Source organism: Providencia sp. PROV048 (assembly GCF_033688165.1).
Taxonomy (GTDB): domain Bacteria; phylum Pseudomonadota; class Gammaproteobacteria; order Enterobacterales; family Enterobacteriaceae; genus Providencia; species Providencia hangzhouensis.
In genome coordinates, this window is record NZ_CP096360.1 from 3,752,974 (window position 1) to 3,770,266 (window position 17,293).

Annotated in this window: 15 protein-coding genes; all 15 read right to left on the bottom strand. The window is 41.5% G+C overall.

The features are described from left to right. Window positions 1–3: 3 nt before the first annotated feature. The 15 genes from M1F26_RS16770 to M1F26_RS16840 all read right to left on the bottom strand — a co-directional run bounded on the left by M1F26_RS16770 (window position 4) and on the right by M1F26_RS16840 (window position 17,248). Window positions 4–972: a siderophore ABC transporter substrate-binding protein gene (locus tag M1F26_RS16770; protein WP_125890592.1), complete on the bottom strand. Its 969-nt coding sequence runs from the start codon at window positions 970–972 to the stop codon at window positions 4–6. A 375-nt stretch (window positions 973–1,347) separates the two neighbouring features. Beyond that, window positions 1,348–1,620, bottom strand: a complete 273-nt coding sequence (locus M1F26_RS16775; RefSeq protein WP_004259284.1) for a helix-turn-helix domain-containing protein — start codon at window positions 1,618–1,620, stop codon at window positions 1,348–1,350. Window positions 1,621–1,634: 14 nt separating this feature from the next. Further along, window positions 1,635–2,477 carry a fimbrial protein gene (locus M1F26_RS16780; protein ID WP_004259287.1) on the bottom strand — a complete coding sequence of 281 codons (843 nt, stop codon included), beginning with the start codon at window positions 2,475–2,477 and terminating at the stop codon, window positions 1,635–1,637. Window positions 2,478–2,493: 16 nt separating this feature from the next. Then, the gene (locus M1F26_RS16785; protein WP_004259289.1) at window positions 2,494–3,024 is read right to left on the bottom strand and encodes a fimbrial protein; all 531 of its coding nucleotides are present in this window, start codon (window positions 3,022–3,024) and stop codon (window positions 2,494–2,496) included. After that, window positions 3,024–3,509: a fimbrial protein gene (locus tag M1F26_RS16790; RefSeq protein ID WP_036958061.1), complete on the bottom strand. Its 486-nt coding sequence runs from the start codon at window positions 3,507–3,509 to the stop codon at window positions 3,024–3,026. The genes M1F26_RS16785 and M1F26_RS16790 overlap by 1 nt, the downstream gene beginning before the upstream one ends. A gap of 10 nt (window positions 3,510–3,519) precedes the next feature. Further along, entirely contained in the window at window positions 3,520–4,074 is a 555-nt protein-coding gene (locus M1F26_RS16795) for a fimbrial protein (protein WP_140171758.1), read from the bottom strand. Then, the gene (locus M1F26_RS16800) at window positions 4,067–4,648 is read right to left on the bottom strand and encodes a fimbrial protein (RefSeq protein ID WP_140171759.1); all 582 of its coding nucleotides are present in this window, start codon (window positions 4,646–4,648) and stop codon (window positions 4,067–4,069) included. The genes M1F26_RS16795 and M1F26_RS16800 overlap by 8 nt, the downstream gene beginning before the upstream one ends. A gap of 13 nt (window positions 4,649–4,661) precedes the next feature. Then, window positions 4,662–5,414, bottom strand: a complete 753-nt coding sequence (locus tag M1F26_RS16805) for a fimbria/pilus periplasmic chaperone (protein ID WP_004259296.1) — start codon at window positions 5,412–5,414, stop codon at window positions 4,662–4,664. Between the two features lie 35 nt (window positions 5,415–5,449). Beyond that, a complete protein-coding gene (locus tag M1F26_RS16810) occupies window positions 5,450–8,140 on the bottom strand; it encodes an outer membrane usher protein (protein ID WP_140171760.1) in 2,691 nt (896 codons plus the stop codon). A gap of 20 nt (window positions 8,141–8,160) precedes the next feature. Beyond that, window positions 8,161–8,712 (bottom strand): fimbrial protein, encoded by a 552-nt coding sequence (locus tag M1F26_RS16815; protein WP_004259299.1) that lies wholly within the window; start codon window positions 8,710–8,712, stop codon window positions 8,161–8,163. Window positions 8,713–8,791: 79 nt separating this feature from the next. Then, on the bottom strand, window positions 8,792–9,322 hold the full coding sequence (locus tag M1F26_RS16820; RefSeq protein WP_140171761.1) for a fimbrial protein: 531 nt from the start codon (window positions 9,320–9,322) through the stop codon (window positions 8,792–8,794). A gap of 1,230 nt (window positions 9,323–10,552) precedes the next feature. Next, window positions 10,553–11,230, bottom strand: a complete 678-nt coding sequence (narI, locus tag M1F26_RS16825; protein WP_004259342.1) for a respiratory nitrate reductase subunit gamma — start codon at window positions 11,228–11,230, stop codon at window positions 10,553–10,555. Beyond that, the gene (gene narJ / locus M1F26_RS16830; RefSeq protein ID WP_140171762.1) at window positions 11,227–11,949 is read right to left on the bottom strand and encodes a nitrate reductase molybdenum cofactor assembly chaperone; all 723 of its coding nucleotides are present in this window, start codon (window positions 11,947–11,949) and stop codon (window positions 11,227–11,229) included. Before narJ ends, narI begins: the two co-directional genes overlap by 4 nt. Then, window positions 11,946–13,487 carry a nitrate reductase subunit beta gene (narH, locus tag M1F26_RS16835; RefSeq protein WP_004259350.1) on the bottom strand — a complete coding sequence of 514 codons (1,542 nt, stop codon included), beginning with the start codon at window positions 13,485–13,487 and terminating at the stop codon, window positions 11,946–11,948. Before narH ends, narJ begins: the two co-directional genes overlap by 4 nt. Then, the gene (locus M1F26_RS16840) at window positions 13,487–17,248 is read right to left on the bottom strand and encodes a nitrate reductase subunit alpha (protein WP_140171763.1); all 3,762 of its coding nucleotides are present in this window, start codon (window positions 17,246–17,248) and stop codon (window positions 13,487–13,489) included. The genes narH and M1F26_RS16840 overlap by 1 nt, the downstream gene beginning before the upstream one ends. Window positions 17,249–17,293: the final 45 nt, after the last annotated feature.

Genomic DNA, 17,293 nt, shown 5'->3' on the forward strand with positions numbered 1-17,293 from the left:
CGGTTATTTTGCTTGGCTCTTCTCTAATGCTGTATTGATATCGTCCATTAACTGGGAATAAGTTTGGATCCCACCCGCAATATACACGGCAGTTGGGTCAAGGTAAGTAATTTGGCCTTTTTCCCATGCTGCTGTTTTTCTCACTAATGCGTTATCTAATACTTCCGCAGCAGGCTGTGCATCCGTTTTGCCAATTGCGCTGTCACGGTCGATAACAAATAACCAGTCTGGGTTTAATTTCACCAGTAATTCTGCATTAACGATATTACCGTGGCGACCAGTGTTTTCTTCAAACACATAAGCTGGTTCGAAACCTAACACATCAAAAATAAAGCCAAAACGTGAGCCTGGGCCATATGCGGAGATTTTACCGCCGCTGACTAAGATCACCATTGCTTTGCCCGCAGTAGGCGCTTTAGCTTTGATACCTTCAATTTTTGCATTGAAGTCAGTAATGAGTTTTTTGGCTTGCTCTTCTTTACCAAACAATGCGCCAAGCTCATTAGTACGCTCAGTTAAACTACCAATGAAGTTTTTGTTATCTATGTCTAATGAAATAGTTGGAGCAACACCACTGAGTTTGTCATAGGCATCACGGGCACGGCTTCCACCTAAAATCAGGTCAGGTTTAGCATTACTTAATGTTTCATAAGCAGGTTCAAATAATGTCCCGCCATTGACGTATTCAGAGCCGCTATATTTTGTTAAGAATTCAGGGAAGTGAACATTGGTTTGAGGAACACCGGCAACTGGGGCTCCGAGTGCATCCATGATGTCCAGTGTTTCCATGTTCATCACAATGACTTTTTGAGGGTGACGAGGAATTTCAGTTTTGCCTTGGGCATGTTCTATTGTGATAGTTTGTTTTTCTGCGACTTGAGCTGTTTCTGTAGAGTCTTTCGCGTTATCACAACCCGCTAATACTAATGCTGATAACAAAGCAATACCCGAAACTAATGATTTTGCAAACATCTAATTTCCTCCGTCCATCGATAAAAGTACTGATGATAAAATTTGGTGATCCACAATGTAGCGTATATTACACGCAAATAAGCGCAAATGATATTAGTTTGCATTTGCATTCGCTGAAAAGTTGTTACAACGCACAAAAACATCAATTTAATTTTTTGAATCTATGAGTTTTAAAGTGTCAAAAGGCAAGAGAGAGATACAAAACGAGGAGAACGCTATAAAAGAAAGGGTTGGCAGTTTGTTACGACACTTAATTCAAAAATAAATAGGTTGAGTTTTCTACTGTACGTGTTTGCTTAGCGACTTTTATTACAGTTAGGCGACATAAAATCGTCATCTCAACCTATTTATCATTAACAACCAGTTAAAGACTTATTATTGCGTATCATCCAGCCGCCCATTTTCACTGAGCTGAGAGCTGATATCTTCAAGGAACCAATCAATTGGTGTTCCCATCAAAAATGCAAGTTTAAACAAGTGAAACAAATCAATCTTGATTTTGCCTCTTTCATAGCGTGAAATCTGTTGTTGACTAACACCTAATAACTGAGCTAACTGAAACCCTGTATACCCCAGTTCTCTACGCTTTTCTAAGATCCTCTGACCTACCATATAATGGATTTTTTCACTGCCATTTTCTGAATACATATTTTCACCATTTATTAAGGCACAGTTAAAATAAGGGCTGCGGCACCTTCAAACTGACCGGCTTGAACTCGGCCATTAGTACCTAATACAGCTTTCATGGTTACCGAATTTGTTCCACCAGCAGGCACATGAATTCTGTAACCAGCTTCTCCTGGCGTATCGTTTCCACCTAGATACAAATTCGCGTATAAACTGTTATCCGGTCGTAAATTAACACGACCATTTGTCACGTTAACACCTGTGGCAATCACTAGCACATCCATCGCTAAGTTACAGGTCACACTAATGTTTACTTGTTTTGATTGACCAGCAAGTTCAGCTTCGCTAATCGAACCAAAGTTGATATCAGGGATCGTATTGTTAATCTTACAAGCCCCAATCGGTGGAGGCGCAATACCACATAATGAGCCGGGAATTAACCCACCGTTACTCGTAACCCCAGTACGATCTTGGTAAAACAGCCCCACACATTCCTGATTATTCTGTAGCCTAACCCCAGTATGAACAGCCCACTGTGTTGCTGGAGCTGTCGCCTTTGCCAAAACACCGGGTATATTCTGAACGTCACGCATGTATTCATACCTAGAAATTTCGGCCAACTCGACGGTTGCCGCCCCTGGTGTTCCAGCAGCTGTATGCTTATGGCTTATGGTGAGATAGCATTTCGACCACCTAAAGCAAGGATTACGCGTAGTTGGCAATTCAGGATCCCAGCGAGCAATGACGTACTTATAGTTTGCATCCCCATTATTTGGGTTATTACCGGGCTTTGATTCAGTGATATAGGAAAAAACAGAGGCTGATGCAGTAGATGAAAACATGACTGCACCAATTAATAGCGATAAAAATACTTTCATATTAGTCACAGCCTTATTATTCATAATCTAATTTAAATGTTGCTACAGCACTGTAAGGCCCTACTTTTATTGTCTTATTTGCAATAGCATCTGGTTCACCTTTTAAATAGGCATAGAACCTCAATTGGTTAGCACCATCTTGTAACGTTAACTTCGAGCCTTTCTGGTCAATAGCCAGTGGTGTTTTATCTGAGTTTTGTAACCCCACTGCGAAACCAGATGCAACACTACCTGTTGATAATGCAATAAAACCAGGAAGTGCGAGATTAGGTGTTCCTGAAAACGTCACTTCCACAAATTTGCCTATCGTTGTGTCACAGTCGGCCAGTTTAATCGCAAACTCTTTAGGCGGAGTTTCACCATAGGCGTAAAAGTTTTTTTCTGGTGTATCAAAAAATTCCATCAGGATGTTTTCATCACCCGGTAAAATAGTGCAGGGTTCCTCCACTAAATTACCGATAATCCTTAAATTATCAGGCACAGCGAAAGCAGTGCTAACGTTGATAAGTAAGGCACTAGCTACTGCACATTGAATTAGTTTGTTCATTATTGATACTCCGCTAGCAATGTCCCTGTTGCGGCAAAGCCTCCTTCAGGCAACGTAACTCCCAATCTCTTTACAGGAACAACCTCTAAAACAGGTGGTTGCCCATAGCTAATCTTTAACGGTTTATTAATTTCAAAACCGAGGCCATTTTGGGTAATACGCATGCCAAGATCTCGAACATTAGTTTCCAGTGCCGACTTATCAAAATCTGTTGCTGTCCCTTTGATAGTTAGCATTAAGTCCCAACCTTTTAAGTTTTCTTCACACTTCAATGCGTAATTAATCGGTTTCGCAAAGTTAACGCCATCAACCTTATGTAAACCAATGTCTTTGTATTCGATGACGTGAACTTTATCTTCAAAAACAGTGCAAGGCGGTGGAAGTAACAAGGTTCCAGTAAATTCCACATCGTTTGCCATCGCAGCGCTAACAGGTATAACTAACAAACTCATTATCAGAGGAAGTCTTTTCATTATTTTTTTCATTATTTTCCCCTCACTGATAATCAAGTTTGATAGTGACGCCCGCATGAAAAACCCCACCCTTTGTTAATGTTGTGGATAAATCACGAACAGGTATGGCTTCAAATTGAGGGGCATTTGGATACACAAACTTAATTTCTTGGTTTAATCGAAGTTTGCTTCCGTTATAACGAAAAGCGATCCCTAAACCTTGAATGTCTGTTTCAATCGCACCACTATCAAAGGAGGCAGGAATACCAACCAACGTCATTTTCATTTGTGATGTCGGTCTTTTTTCACAATCAATATTGTAATTTATCGATTTTGCATAGGCATTACCGTCAATCCGTGTACTCATGATTTCGTCAAAATTAACTTTGATTATATTTCCGCCATTAATTTTGCAAGGTGGTGGTGCCAAAACAACCCCTTTAATCGGTACGGTTATCATACCTGGCGTAATTGTCGCCCTTGTACTTCCTGATAGGCTAATACGCGAATCGGGTAATCCTGCATAGGAAACCGATGTAAAAAATATTCCAGCGAGACATGATGCCAGCAGGTACCGCTGCTTATTTAAATCACTCATAATCCACCTTAAAGTCCATTACGGCGCTGAAACTTCCTTCCGTCAGTTTTTCGGGAGTTCTCACTGGCGTTACAAAATATTGAAGTGTGCCTTGCGGTGCATCGAGAAATTGTGGACGACCACGACTTCCTAACCTGATATCTTCTCGTTGTGCATCCGTCACTTCTAACGCCACGCCAGAGACACCTTTTACACTTAACATTTCTGGAAAATGTTGATCCGATACGGCAACAAAAGAAACCGTTATCACCGGTTGCATTGCATCCCAAAGTGCACGACCCGTTCGAGTGTCTTTCATTCGACTTTCCGTACGAATGCAGTGCCTAAATTCTAATTCGAATGACACTGGCTCAGCTCTATCACCAGGTTTACGGAGTGAATAAGAAGGGATCTCCCCTAGAGACACTTCTTGGCGCTTTGAATTGGTCACATCCATCGTACAAGGTGCCTCGGTCATCATGCCATTTACTGTCAATGTTCCGTGTAATCCATCAATATCCCAGCTACTTATTCCAAAGGTAAATACTGGAACTAAGCCAAATAAGATAGTGCTGAACTGGAGAGTCCTTTTCATACATTATTCTCCGTTATCTGTCCGTCGAAGATTCAACTTTGCAAGTTGTACCGGCGCAACCAAACGTCAATTTAGGCCTTCCACCATAATCATTGATATAAGTTAGAACGGGTTTTGCCCCCATCGCACTTGCACTACCCTTAAGCATTCCGTTACTTTTTGGTGAGATCATCACAGGCTCAAATTGCTTCACCGTATCTCCTCCCACTCTTGAACTTGCATCCACAATCGTGACAAAGTAAGCAGTTGGATTTGTGATTTCGTAGGCATCTCCTTTACGCGTTAACGTAATTTTTTCCTGCCATGGATTTTCTAAATCCGTACGAGTGGCGTATAACGCTTTTGGTCGATAAAACAATTTAATACGCGTCTGTAATGCAATCTGTAAAACGTTAGCTTCTTTACTACGTGGTGGAATCTCACGTAAGTTAAAGTAATAAACACTTTCTCTGTCTTGAGGTAATGTAGCGATATCAGGAAGAGATTGAATTTTAACCTGGCTACCTTCACCTGGTTCTACACGTTGAACTGGTGGTAAAACCGTGAGTGGGCTTTCAATTTTGTTACCATTAGCGTCTTCAATCCAACCCTGCGCAAGATAAGGTAATTCTGTGTTTTCATTCTTAATATTCAAGCTAATGGTTTTTTCAGTCCCATTATAAATAACGCGTGTTCTATCAAGTGCAATAGCAGCCAGAGCCTGCCCGCATAGCACCGCAGATAACGTGATTGTTGTAGTAAAAAATGCAATTTTTTTAATATTCATAAGTACCAACTATTTATAAAATCAAGCAACTTGGGTTACTCTGTATAATCTGTGCTGTAAGCAATATCCGGTGGTTTTAATAACCAACGCTGACTCGGCGCTACGCCCTGTTTAATCGGCGCAGGCTTGTAAACTGGAGCAGACTGCCCAACAGGAACGGCTTTTGCTGGCATATACCCAGGTTCAACACTTGGGCTGTTTGTACACGGTAATAACAGTGAGTTAAATTCAGCCGTGGTAATATTTTCTGGAACCTGAATTTTGCATTGCACACTTCCATCCCAATACACATCTAAAACTTCATTTGGGTTGATACCTGAGATATACACAGACCCATTATCAGTTACGATACCGAGCTCTCTATTCTTCTCATTTCTCACGGTGGCACCGAATGGCGGATAACTTCCATCTGCCAATGCCAATCTCACCATGGTTTTAATACCCGATAACACTTCAAACTCGCGATAACCTACAGCCCCTTCTGTCAGCGTAATTGGCTGAGATGTCCGGATGGCTTCTACGTTGTCAGGCAATTGAGTCACATCAATGGATGTACTGGTACGATAGTAATCACTGATATCAGCAACTACCGCTTTACCAAAAATATTGGTTTCAGTGGTCGGCCCAAAACCTTGAACAGGCACATTTTTCACCCCCTCAGTTCCCACCATCACACGGCTTCCACCTGGGGTATTAATGCGGTGCAATGCAGCACCATGCCCTGTGACTGTTGCACCACCTTGTAAAGAAAATGCAGCTGAGGTAGTATCGCCATTGATATAGCTGGTACTTGCAGTAAGTGTTGCTAAATCAGCGTAACGTGTATAGAAACCATCAATAGTTCCACGGCCTCGGTTACTCACCCCAGTACCCACACGATAGTTCGTCTTATCATCAATGGAATCAAAATAACTGACAGTGTGTGAGTTACCATCTCTTGTCACCATATTGTTGTAGCTAATTGACGCTCTATCTGCCCAAGGCAAAGAAAGATTCATATATAGCCCGTCGTCATTATTTCTATTATCAAATTTGTTACGGAATGCCGTTAAACTTAAGTTGATATTTTTAAAACGGCCAATATCAAAATATTTCGCAATAGAAAGGTTATAACGTTTTGCCGCTGGTTTATTCCAATAGGTTTCGTGGTTATAGTTCAGATACGCTGTCAGATCTGCACTGGTGAAATACTTATTAAATGTAATCGTATACAGCTCTTTACTATTATCGAATTCCACACCTCTATAACGACGATCGAGGTACTGGTTCATACTCATAAAGTCACGTTCAGAGAATCGGTATCCTGCGAAAGTGACTTGGCTATCATAGTCTTCAAAACGTTTTGAATAACTTAAGCGATACGATGCCCCCGTATAGATTTTGTTATCTGTTTTCAGTTTCGCGCGTGACTCGGTGACATCGAATGAAATTGCACCAAAGGCGAGTAAATCTCGACCAACACCGAGTGATAACGCGTTATAGTCACCTGCTGCTATTGCACCGCCGAATAATGACCAACCGTTGGAGACCCCCCAGCTAAATTCCCCCGTAACAAACCCTTGCCCTTCTGTTTCATGTTCCATATTATTCGGTCGGCCACCTGCAATCTTAAACAGAACTGAGCCTGGACGAGTTAAATAAGGAATGGAGGCGGTATTCATTTGGAATTCTTGTACCGAGCCATCCTGCTCTTCGACGCGTACATCTAATTTACCGCTAACCGCATCACTTAAATCTTGAATACGGAAAGGCCCCGGAGCAACTTGTGTTTCATAAATAACACGTCCTTGCTGAGTCACGATCACTTTTGCATTGGTTCTTGCAACGCCAGTCACCTCCGGTGCATAGCCACGTAGGTTTGGTGGTAGCATTCTTTCGTCAGAGATCAGGCTGGCCCCCATATAACGGAATGAGTCAAATAGTCCTGAACGTAAAAATTGCTCACCCATCGTGAGCTTTGCATTTAGCTCTTTTACTGCTCTATAGGCATAATATTGGCTCCAATCCCATTTACGGTCGGTCGATTGCCCATTAGTGCGATTATAACTTGCTTGCCAATCTGCCCTAAAACGCCACGCACCAAGGTTAAAGCCAGTTGTACCGTTACCAGTAACTGACTGGGTATTGGCTGAATCCGCAGGCCTTGTTAAGTTAGCATTCAAGTTATAGTCAAAAATTAGGGCGGGTACACCTTCATCCCAACGAGATGGCGGATCCCAGTTATCAGAAGTAAATTCGATATAAGCCTGAGGTACAGTAATTGTGACTGTTTCTTTGGCTAAAGAACCGCTTACTGTCATTCCAGGGATCGTTTCTGGAATTAAACATTGGCCATTTTTAGCAAACTCAACCTTTTTCTTCCATTCATCGCGCAAAGCAATATGTTCAACAACATCTGGCGTTAAACAAGGCTCCGTCATACTTGGATCATTAGGATCCTCGATATATTCAATATCAAAAATGTCAGCTAAGTCGCGATTATTTAAATTAATTTTAAATGGATATTTCCCTGGCATTACATAGCCCGCACGAGAGAACTCGTTTAAGGAAATATTTTTTTTATCCTGAAGATCTAAAACATCTGTATTAAACTCAATACTATCATTATTTGCATTAGCTAAATTTATATGAGCAATAGCAAGAAACACCATGGTAGCAACAGGCGTTAAAAAATAACTTACTGAGTTATTAAATACTTTATTTTTACTTTTTAATTGCAGAGCCATAATAGTCCCTTAGTAATAACTCAGTAATAATCCATTTTAAAACGGATAGTTGTCTGATAATTCCCTGGTTTTAAACGTTTATTATTAGATACTACCCGCACCTTATAATGCAGAGTTGTATTGCCTGCGCTAATGGGTAAATCAGGCATTGCTCTACCAGGTATAGCTACATTTCCAGCTGTATCAGAAATTTTTACTGACAATCCATTTGCATGCCCAAAAACATCGAAGTTACGGCCATCTGTTGGACCATCGAATGTAATATTGAAAGTTTGCCAATTAGGAGTTCCAGGAGTTACCGGTGTTAAAACACAATTGATAAGGCGTATAGAGAAATCACTTGTAGGACTTTCTCTGTCGTGAATTATCTGGCTAACCGGTACAGTAGTTATGTTAACTGATTGATCTCGGCTATCTGCATCTATTGCACAAGGGCTCTCAATGATTGAACCGCCCATGGTAACAGTTCCTTTGAACTGACTTTGTGCCCGAGAATTTTGATTTTGCGCACTAACTATCGGGGCAAATATCATTCCTGAAAGCACCATGACAATGATGCCAAAGTGATTCATAGCGACTCCATTTCAACTTAATAACCAATTTCAATGCATTAAAATTAGTGCCCATACATCCTTGTACGGGCTATACCAATTACTGGTAGCTCAGAGCAAATGTTGCAATTGCATCAAATTCACCTGGTACAGCTGGTTTGTTTGCTGCATCATCATCGCCTTGCAAATAAGCTTGGAAACGCAATGTGTTCGCACCAGTTAATAAAGTTTGAGATGGTGATTTAGCACCTAAAGCAATTTTAGTTCCGTTGTAATCAGTGATCACGATACCCGCGTTTTTCGCAGTACCAGCAATAGCTAAACCATCAGTTACCGAAGTACTTGGAATACCAGTAAATGTAGTTTGAACAGTTTTCAGAGTTGAGATGTCACACTGCTCTAATTGGATATTGAAGTCACGAGCAATACTTTTACCGCCACCGTTTAATGCAGACGTCGCGATAGCACCCATTTGTACTTCAAATGCTTGAGAACCTGGTGGAATTGAGCAAGGAGCATCAATAATTGAACCTTTAAAAGTGACTTGACCGCCACCTTGGTTTGCAGAAGCAGAACCAGCAACTACTGCTAGACCTAAACCTAATACTAAAGCAAGTTTATTTAATTTCATTTTATACATTTCCATTAGATAAAAAAGACGACACAAATTAAAATAATGAGTTATTATCAATCTGATTATTTTAATTTTTTCTTAAAATATATTCGATTAGTAAATATTAAGGATTGACACTAATAACTATTCCTATTTATCAAACTCCATTAATAAATAAAATAATTAAACAATGCATCAATGCGGTGCCATTATTATATCTCATTCTAGTTATGTCAAATCTGAAGATTAATTAATCACTCACATTGTAAGTTAGTGATATATATATAATATCCTGAGAATACTCTATTTTAAATACTCCGTTACTGGATAAACGAGTGATGTACATCTAATTAAATCGACCTTTTTTTAATAAAAAACCACAAAATAAACCCAATCATTACTAATAAAGTTTTTTATACTCATAAAACAGGTTCTTATTAGTGAAAAAAAATGAAGGAAGAGATAACTCAATCAGAAAATTAATCCAAAGATATTAAATCGAGATTTACCCGACAAATAATTAATCAGAAACATCCCAAAAAAAACAAATAAATATTTTCATAATATTTCATAATTCACTAATTGTTACATATGAGAAAAAACAAAAAAACAAAAATAAATCAATAATTATCAAACAGATAAATAAATTAAACCATAAAATAAATATAAATAACACCTAGAAATCATTCATATAAAAAAACATTTACTTAAATTAAAGTGGAAATAGAAATAATTAAGAAAAAATCAAACCAAAAACAATCATTAGATAATTTTTTATATTTCAAATCATTTCAAATAGCAATAAAAGGTAACTAAAGATAACTTTATAAATATACATCCCCATATTAAGGCCAAAATCGGCACCAAATACCTTCAATTAAAACCAATCAATCCATCTTTAATATGGTTAATTAAATTGAAATACGTCAAATAGCGAAATAGATAAATCCCACAGTGGAGTAAAGCGAAAGACCAAATGACTTTCAATAAACACATCACCGCCAAAATAATAATACCTAGAATATATAAACTAATATTTAATTGAGGGCGTCATCGAAAATCATCATAGTTCATCATTATATTTAACATTATCTATACTCAAGGTGATGGTGATAAAAAGTAAATCAGCCTTTAAAACAAAACCCCATCTTATATAAGATGGGGTAGCAAAATAACCATGTTTGTTGTTTATACAAGAACCAGTTGTATTAAAAAATATACTGGTCAATATTCCTATATGCCCAAAACCTAATGGCGATTTCTCACCAATTGATACCGACGAGTCAGGTATTCGATAGGTGCACTCCAAATGTGCACTAAACGGCAGAATGGGAAGAGTAAAAATATCGTCATCCCCAACACAATATGCAGTTTAAAAACAATGCCAACCCCTTCAAGGTAATTGGATGCCCCCCAATGGAATGTCACAATAGACTGTGCCCATCCCACTAATTTCAACATTTCGCTACCATCCATATGTTGTGCTGAGAATGGAATGGTAAGTAACCCTAAGCAAACTTGCACCACCAGCAAGGTTAAGATCATGATGTCACCAAAGGATGAAGTTGCTCTCACTCGTGGGTTTGTCAGGCGGCGCTTCAATAGCATCGCGCCACCAATTAACATCATCACACCTGCTGATCCCCCACCAATCATCGCCATTAACTGCTTAATGTGCATTGGCAGAAAAGATTCATACATCCAATGAGGCGTTAACATACCTAAAAAGTGCCCGACAAAAATCCCAATAATCCCCAAATGGAATAAGTTTGATGCCAAACGCATGTTCTTTTTATCCAACATTTGGCTGGAACCCGCTCGCCACGTGTATTGCCCGTAATCGTAACGTAACCAACTACCGACAATAAATACCGTCCCAGCGATATAGGGGTAAATATCGAAGAAAAATTGATTGATAAAATTCATTTTTGAACTCCTACATGGCTGCCCACACTGAGATCCAAATACTGTGGTACCACCGCATTGGCGAAGCGATGTTGATGCGCTGCAACTTCGCTACCACATGTTTTTTCATCGGCAAAAAATTTCACTTGCTCCTCTTCCCAAACTGCATCTAGCGCCTCTGGGGTATCATCCCGTACTTCGGTTGCTACTTGTTTTCTTAATTGCTCCGCAGCAATGTCGCTATGGGAAAGCTCAAGTAAAAAATCAAATAAAACAGAGAAACGGCTTTCTCGCTGTTTCAACCTTTCCCCTAACAGCGCTAAAATTGGCGCAATATCCTGTAACCCCTCGATAGTTTCATCGGTCGGTAATGCCGTGAGGTATTCCAAATAAATGGGCAAATGATCGGGTAATTCACGGCAATCAATGTGCAAACCCTGTTGCTGATATTGAGCCATTAAATCAACCATCGCTTGCCCTCGGTCTCGGGATTCGCCATGTACATGCTCAAATAGCAATAATGATGTCGCGCGCCCTCTATCAAACAGTTCACAATATTGCGCCTGCATATCAAGTAAGTCTTCGTTGAGATACTCACGCACAAACACCATCAGTTGAACAGCCCGTGTGACAGGCAGCTCATCAGCCTGTTCTAGCGCTTCAATGAGCTCATCACGATGTAACCAAAGCGCTTCCGAAGGGTATTCCAATAACCGAGAAATCACTTTTAGTGTCATCATAGTGCTTTCTCCTGATTATTTTTTGGTGTGATATCAATGGCGTCAATGCGCCTGCTATTAAATAAATTCGCTTTGCTATCGCTGCCATGGCAACCATCACCAAAACTAAAGCCACAAGCTTTCGCTTCAGGGAATGCTTCACGCGCCAATTCTCGATGACTGGAAGGAATGACAAAACGGTCTTCATAGTTAGCAATGGCTAAATAGCGGTACATTTCTTGTGCCTGAGCTTGTGTTAAGCCGACTTGCTCTAATGCACTGGTATCACATTGGTTTTCCACGGTTTCTGCCCGTTTGAAATGGCGCATCGCTAACATACGTTTTAACGCCAATAACACCGGTTCGGTATCCCCTGCGGTTAACAAATTCGCAAGGTATTGCACTGGAATGCGTAAACTTTCGACATCCGGCAATACACCTTTATTAGCTAATAGCCCTGAATCCGCCACTGACTGGATCGGTGACAAAGGTGGTACATACCACACCATTGGTAACGTGCGGTATTCAGGGTGTAATGGCAGAGCTAAGCGCCACTCCATCGCCATTTTGTACACTGGAGATTTCTGTGCCGCATCGATCACACTTAATGGGATCCCTTGTTTTTGCGCTTCTTCAATCACTTTTGGATCATGGGGATCAAGGAAAACATCAAGTTGGCTCTGGTAAAGGTCGGTTTCCTTTTCGACACTGGCAGCCGACTCAATTTTATCGGCGTCATACAGCAATACCCCTAAATATCGGATACGACCAACACAGGTTTCAGAGCAAACCGTTGGCATGCCTGACTCAATACGTGGGTAACAGAAAATACATTTTTCTGATTTACCGCTTTTCCAATTGAAATAGATTTTTTTATACGGGCAACCAGTTAAGCACATACGCCAGCCACGGCATTTGTCTTGGTCAATCAAAACAATACCGTCTTCTGAGCGCTTATAAATTGCACCACTTGGGCAGGTCGCGACACAAGCTGGGTTTAAACAATGTTCACACAGGCGTGGCAAATACATCATGAACGTATTTTCAAACTGCCCATACATCTCTTTCTGAATATGTTCAAAGTTTTTATCTTGGGCTCGTTTGGCGAATTCACCGCCTAAATCATCTTCCCAGTTTGGTCCCATTTTCACGTTACTCATTCGCTCACCAGTAATTAATGAACGAGGGCGTGCTGTCGGTACGTGCTTACCTTCTTTAGCATTTTTTAAATGGCCGTAGTCATAATTAAACGGCTCATAATAATCATCCAAAGCAGGTACATCTGGGTTAGCGAAGATTTTTGATAAAACGCCAACTTTGTTCCCCATACGTGGAACCAATTTACCCTTAATGGTGCGGATCCAGCCTCCTTTCCATTTTTCTTGGTCTTCCCAATTATGGGGGTAACCAATACCTGGTTTGGTTTCGACGTTATTAAACCATGCGTATTCTACCCCTTCGCGGCTAGTCCACACGTTTTTACAGGTCACTGAGCAAGTGTGACAACCAATACATTTATCAAGGTTTAGCACCATGCCGACTTGAGAACGAATTTTCATTATGCTTTCTCCTTTCCGCTCAAGGTCTGCTGGTAGGCATCACCTTCACCATCCAGCCAGTCAACCTGTTTCATTTTGCGAACAACCACAAATTCATCACGATTAGAACCTACGGTTCCGTAATAATTGAAGCTATAGGCAAGGTGCGCATAGCCACCGATCATATGCGTAGGTTTCGGGCAAACACGCGTGACCGAATTATGAATTCCGCCACGTTGAGCCGTAATTTCAGAGCCTGGTAAGTTGATCAGCCGTTCTTGGGCGTGATACATCATGATCATGCCATCAGGAATACGTTGGCTAACGATCGCTTTAGCGGTTAATGCACCATTACTGTTAAAAGCTTCAACCCAATCGTTATCTTCAACACCCAGTTCGCGGGCATCTTCTTCGCTAAGCCAAACAACTGGACCACCGCGGCCTAACGTCAACATTAATAAGTTGTCGCTGTAAGTAGAGTGGATCCCCCATTTTTGGTGCGGTGTTAAAAAGTTCAGTGCTTTTTCTGGGAATCCATTGGATTTTTTCCCCATAAGTGGCTGAGCCGCTCGAGTGTCAATTGGTGGGCGATACACCACAAGGCTTTCCCCAAAGGCACGCATCCATTCGTGATCTTGATACAATTGCTGACGACCACTGAGCGTCCGCCATGGGATCATTTCATGCACGTTGGTGTAACAGGCATTGTAAGAAACATGTTCATCTTCCAATCCTGACCATGTCGGGCTAGAGATAATTTTACGCGGCTGCGCAACAATATCGCGAAAACGGATTTTTTCGTCTTCTTTATAACGAGCAAGATGAGTATGGTCGCGGCCCGTTACTTTGCTTAACGCATCCCATGCTTTTACTGCCACTTGCCCATTAGTTTCAGGTGCGAGTGTTAAAATGACTTCTGCGGCATCAATCGCTGTTTCAATTTTTGGTCGCCCTGCATTAGCCCCCTCAGGCTGAGTTTTATTGAGCTTTTTCAGGAAATCAATTTCATCTTGCGTATTCCAACTGATGCCCTTACCACCATTACCCAGTTTATCCATGAGTGGGCCAAGAGAGGTAAAACGTGCATAAGTGTTTGGGTAGTCACGCTCAACACAGATAATATGTGGCGCTGTTTTCCCTGGAATAAGCTCACACTGCCCTTTTTTCCAATCTCTAACATCAAACGGTTGTGCCATCTCGGCTGCACTATCATGTTGAATCGGCAACGTCACCACATCCGTTTCTTTGCCTAAGTGCCCAACGCTGACCTCAGAAAATGCTTTGGCAATCCCCTTATAGATTTCCCAGTCGCTTTTGGATTCCCAAGCTGGGTCGACCGCAGCTGACAATGGGTGAATAAATGGATGCATATCCGAGGTATTCATATCGTCTTTTTCATACCAAGTAGCGGTCGGTAAGATAACGTCCGAGAACAGGCAGGTGCTCGACATTCTGAAGTCGAGAGTCACCACTAAGTCAACTTTCCCTTCTGCCGCTTTATCTTGCCATTCCACTTCTTCAGGTTTGACGCCGCCTTGTTGGCCTAAGTCTTTGCCTTGAATACCATTTTCAGTACCCAATAAATATTTCAATAAATATTCATGACCTTTCCCTGCAGACCCCAATAAATTTGAACGCCAAATAAACAGATTTCGTGGGAAATTTTGAGGGTCATCAGGTTGCTCTGAAGCAAAGCGAATATTCCCTTCTTTCAACTGTTTAACAGTATAATCAGTGGGTGACATTCCTTCACTTTGTGCCTTCTTCGCAATATTCAATGGGTTGACATTTAATTGTGGTGCTGACGGCAGCCACCCCATGCGTTCTGCACGTACATTCATATCAACCAAACTGCCGCTAAAGGCTTGCTTATCGGCTAGAGGCGATAACAACTCTTCTGTTGCGACTGTTTCATAACGCCATTGGCTTGAATGGTTATAAAAGAAAGATGTGCTATTCATATGGCGAGGTGGGCGCTGCCAGTCCAAACCAAAGGCTAAAGGTAACCAACCCGTTTGTGGCCGTAATTTCTCTTGCCCAACATAATGAGACCAGCCGCCGCCGCTTTGCCCAACGCAACCACAGAAAATCAACATATTGATAATCGCACGATAGGTCATATCCATGTGATACCAATGGTTAATCCCTGCGCCAACAATCACCATAGAACGGCCATGGGTTTTCTCTGCGGTATCGGCAAACTCACGCGCTATGCGAATAATATTTTGGCGGCTAACCCCTGTGACTTTTTCCGCCCACGCAGGTGAATACGCTTTCATATCATCGTAATCAACCGCACAGTTTTCATCACCAAAACCACGGTCAATACCGTAGTTCGCTAGCATTAAATCATAAACACTAGTAACCAATGATTCGCTACCATCAGCTAACTGAATACGTTTAGCGGGCAGTTTATGTAATAAAACATCTTTAAGTTCAACATGCTGGAAGTGCTCACTTTCTAAGCCACCAAAGTAAGGAAAACCAACATCGACAAATTCATCATGGCTATCTGCCAAGCTGAGTTTCATTTTAATGTTATGTGCATCTTGTCCAGCACGCGGCTCTAAATTCCATTTTTGGCCACCATCCCAACGGAATCCCATTGAACCTTGTGGAGCACATAATTCACCTGTCTCTTCATCAATCGCAATAGTTTTCCATTCGGCATTTTTTTCTTCACCTAATGAATTATGTAAATCAGATGCCCGTAGCATGCGGCCTGCGGCATAAGAACCATCTTCACGCTTATCTAGCATGACAAGCATCGGCATATCGGTATAAGTGCGCACATATTCACGGAAGTATTCCGCTTCACGTTTTACATGGAATTCATTGAGGATCACATGCCCCATCGCCATTGCCATGGCGCTATCCGTTCCTTGTTTCGGGTTCAACCAATGGTCACATAATTTGGCAATTTCCGCGTAGTCTGGCGTCACTGCGACCGTTTTCGTCCCTTTATAACGCACTTCTGCAAAAAAGTGTGCGTCTGGCGTACGCGTTTGCGGTACGTTAGAACCCCAAGCAATAATATAAGACGAGTTGTACCAATCCGCTGATTCAGGTACGTCAGTTTGTTCGCCCCACGTCATGGGTGACGCAGGTGGCAAGTCACAATACCAGTCATAAAAACTTAAGCATGAGCCACCAATTAACGATAAATAGCGAGCACCCGAGGCGTAGGAAACCATCGACATCGCGGGAATTGGTGAAAAGCCAACAATGCGGTCAGGACCAAATTCTTTAATCGTCGCGACGTTCGCTGCCGCAATCAGTTCATTCACCTCCTGCCAGCTTGAGCGAACAAAACCACCACGACCACGAGCTTGTTTATAGCTTTGTGCCTTCTGTGGGTCATTGATAATAGATAGCCACGCTGCAACAGGGTCTTGCTGCTCCGCTTTTGCTTCACGCCATAGTTTAAGTAAGCGCTTACGCATCATTGGGTATTTAACACGGTTTGCGCTATATAAATACCAAGAGTAACTCGCACCACGAGGGCATCCTCTCGGCTCATGATCAGGTAAATCTGGGCGAGTTCGTGGGTAATCCGTCTGTTGAGTTTCCCAAGTCACTAACCCATTTTTGACATAAATCTTCCAGCTACAAGAGCCCGTACAATTGACACCATGGGTGGAACGCACGACTTTGTCATGCTGCCAGCGGCTACGATAACCATCTTCCCAATCACGGTTTACATTTAACTCTTGCCCGTGATCACCTGAAAAGGTTTCGCCCAACTGCTTAAAATACCGAAATCTATCTAAAAACTTGCTCATCGGATTGCCTCCAAAGAGACGGCGACCGGCGCCGTACATTGCTAA

Coding starts and splice junctions, on each gene's coding strand:
- narI (WP_004259342.1), bottom strand. CDS start 11,230: ATGAATTTTATCAATCAATTTTTCTTCGATATTTACCCCTATATCGCT.
- M1F26_RS16805 (WP_004259296.1), bottom strand. CDS start 5,414: ATGAATATTAAAAAAATTGCATTTTTTACTACAACAATCACGTTATCT.
- M1F26_RS16795 (WP_140171758.1), bottom strand. CDS start 4,074: ATGAGTGATTTAAATAAGCAGCGGTACCTGCTGGCATCATGTCTCGCT.
- M1F26_RS16790 (WP_036958061.1), bottom strand. CDS start 3,509: ATGAAAAAAATAATGAAAAGACTTCCTCTGATAATGAGTTTGTTAGTT.
- narJ (WP_140171762.1), bottom strand. CDS start 11,949: ATGATGACACTAAAAGTGATTTCTCGGTTATTGGAATACCCTTCGGAA.
- M1F26_RS16775 (WP_004259284.1), bottom strand. CDS start 1,620: ATGTATTCAGAAAATGGCAGTGAAAAAATCCATTATATGGTAGGTCAG.
- M1F26_RS16800 (WP_140171759.1), bottom strand. CDS start 4,648: ATGAAAAGGACTCTCCAGTTCAGCACTATCTTATTTGGCTTAGTTCCA.
- M1F26_RS16820 (WP_140171761.1), bottom strand. CDS start 9,322: ATGAAATTAAATAAACTTGCTTTAGTATTAGGTTTAGGTCTAGCAGTA.
- M1F26_RS16810 (WP_140171760.1), bottom strand. CDS start 8,140: ATGGCTCTGCAATTAAAAAGTAAAAATAAAGTATTTAATAACTCAGTA.
- M1F26_RS16770 (WP_125890592.1), bottom strand. CDS start 972: ATGTTTGCAAAATCATTAGTTTCGGGTATTGCTTTGTTATCAGCATTA.
- M1F26_RS16785 (WP_004259289.1), bottom strand. CDS start 3,024: ATGAACAAACTAATTCAATGTGCAGTAGCTAGTGCCTTACTTATCAAC.
- M1F26_RS16780 (WP_004259287.1), bottom strand. CDS start 2,477: ATGAAAGTATTTTTATCGCTATTAATTGGTGCAGTCATGTTTTCATCT.
- M1F26_RS16840 (WP_140171763.1), bottom strand. CDS start 17,248: ATGAGCAAGTTTTTAGATAGATTTCGGTATTTTAAGCAGTTGGGCGAA.
- M1F26_RS16815 (WP_004259299.1), bottom strand. CDS start 8,712: ATGAATCACTTTGGCATCATTGTCATGGTGCTTTCAGGAATGATATTT.
- narH (WP_004259350.1), bottom strand. CDS start 13,487: ATGAAAATTCGTTCTCAAGTCGGCATGGTGCTAAACCTTGATAAATGT.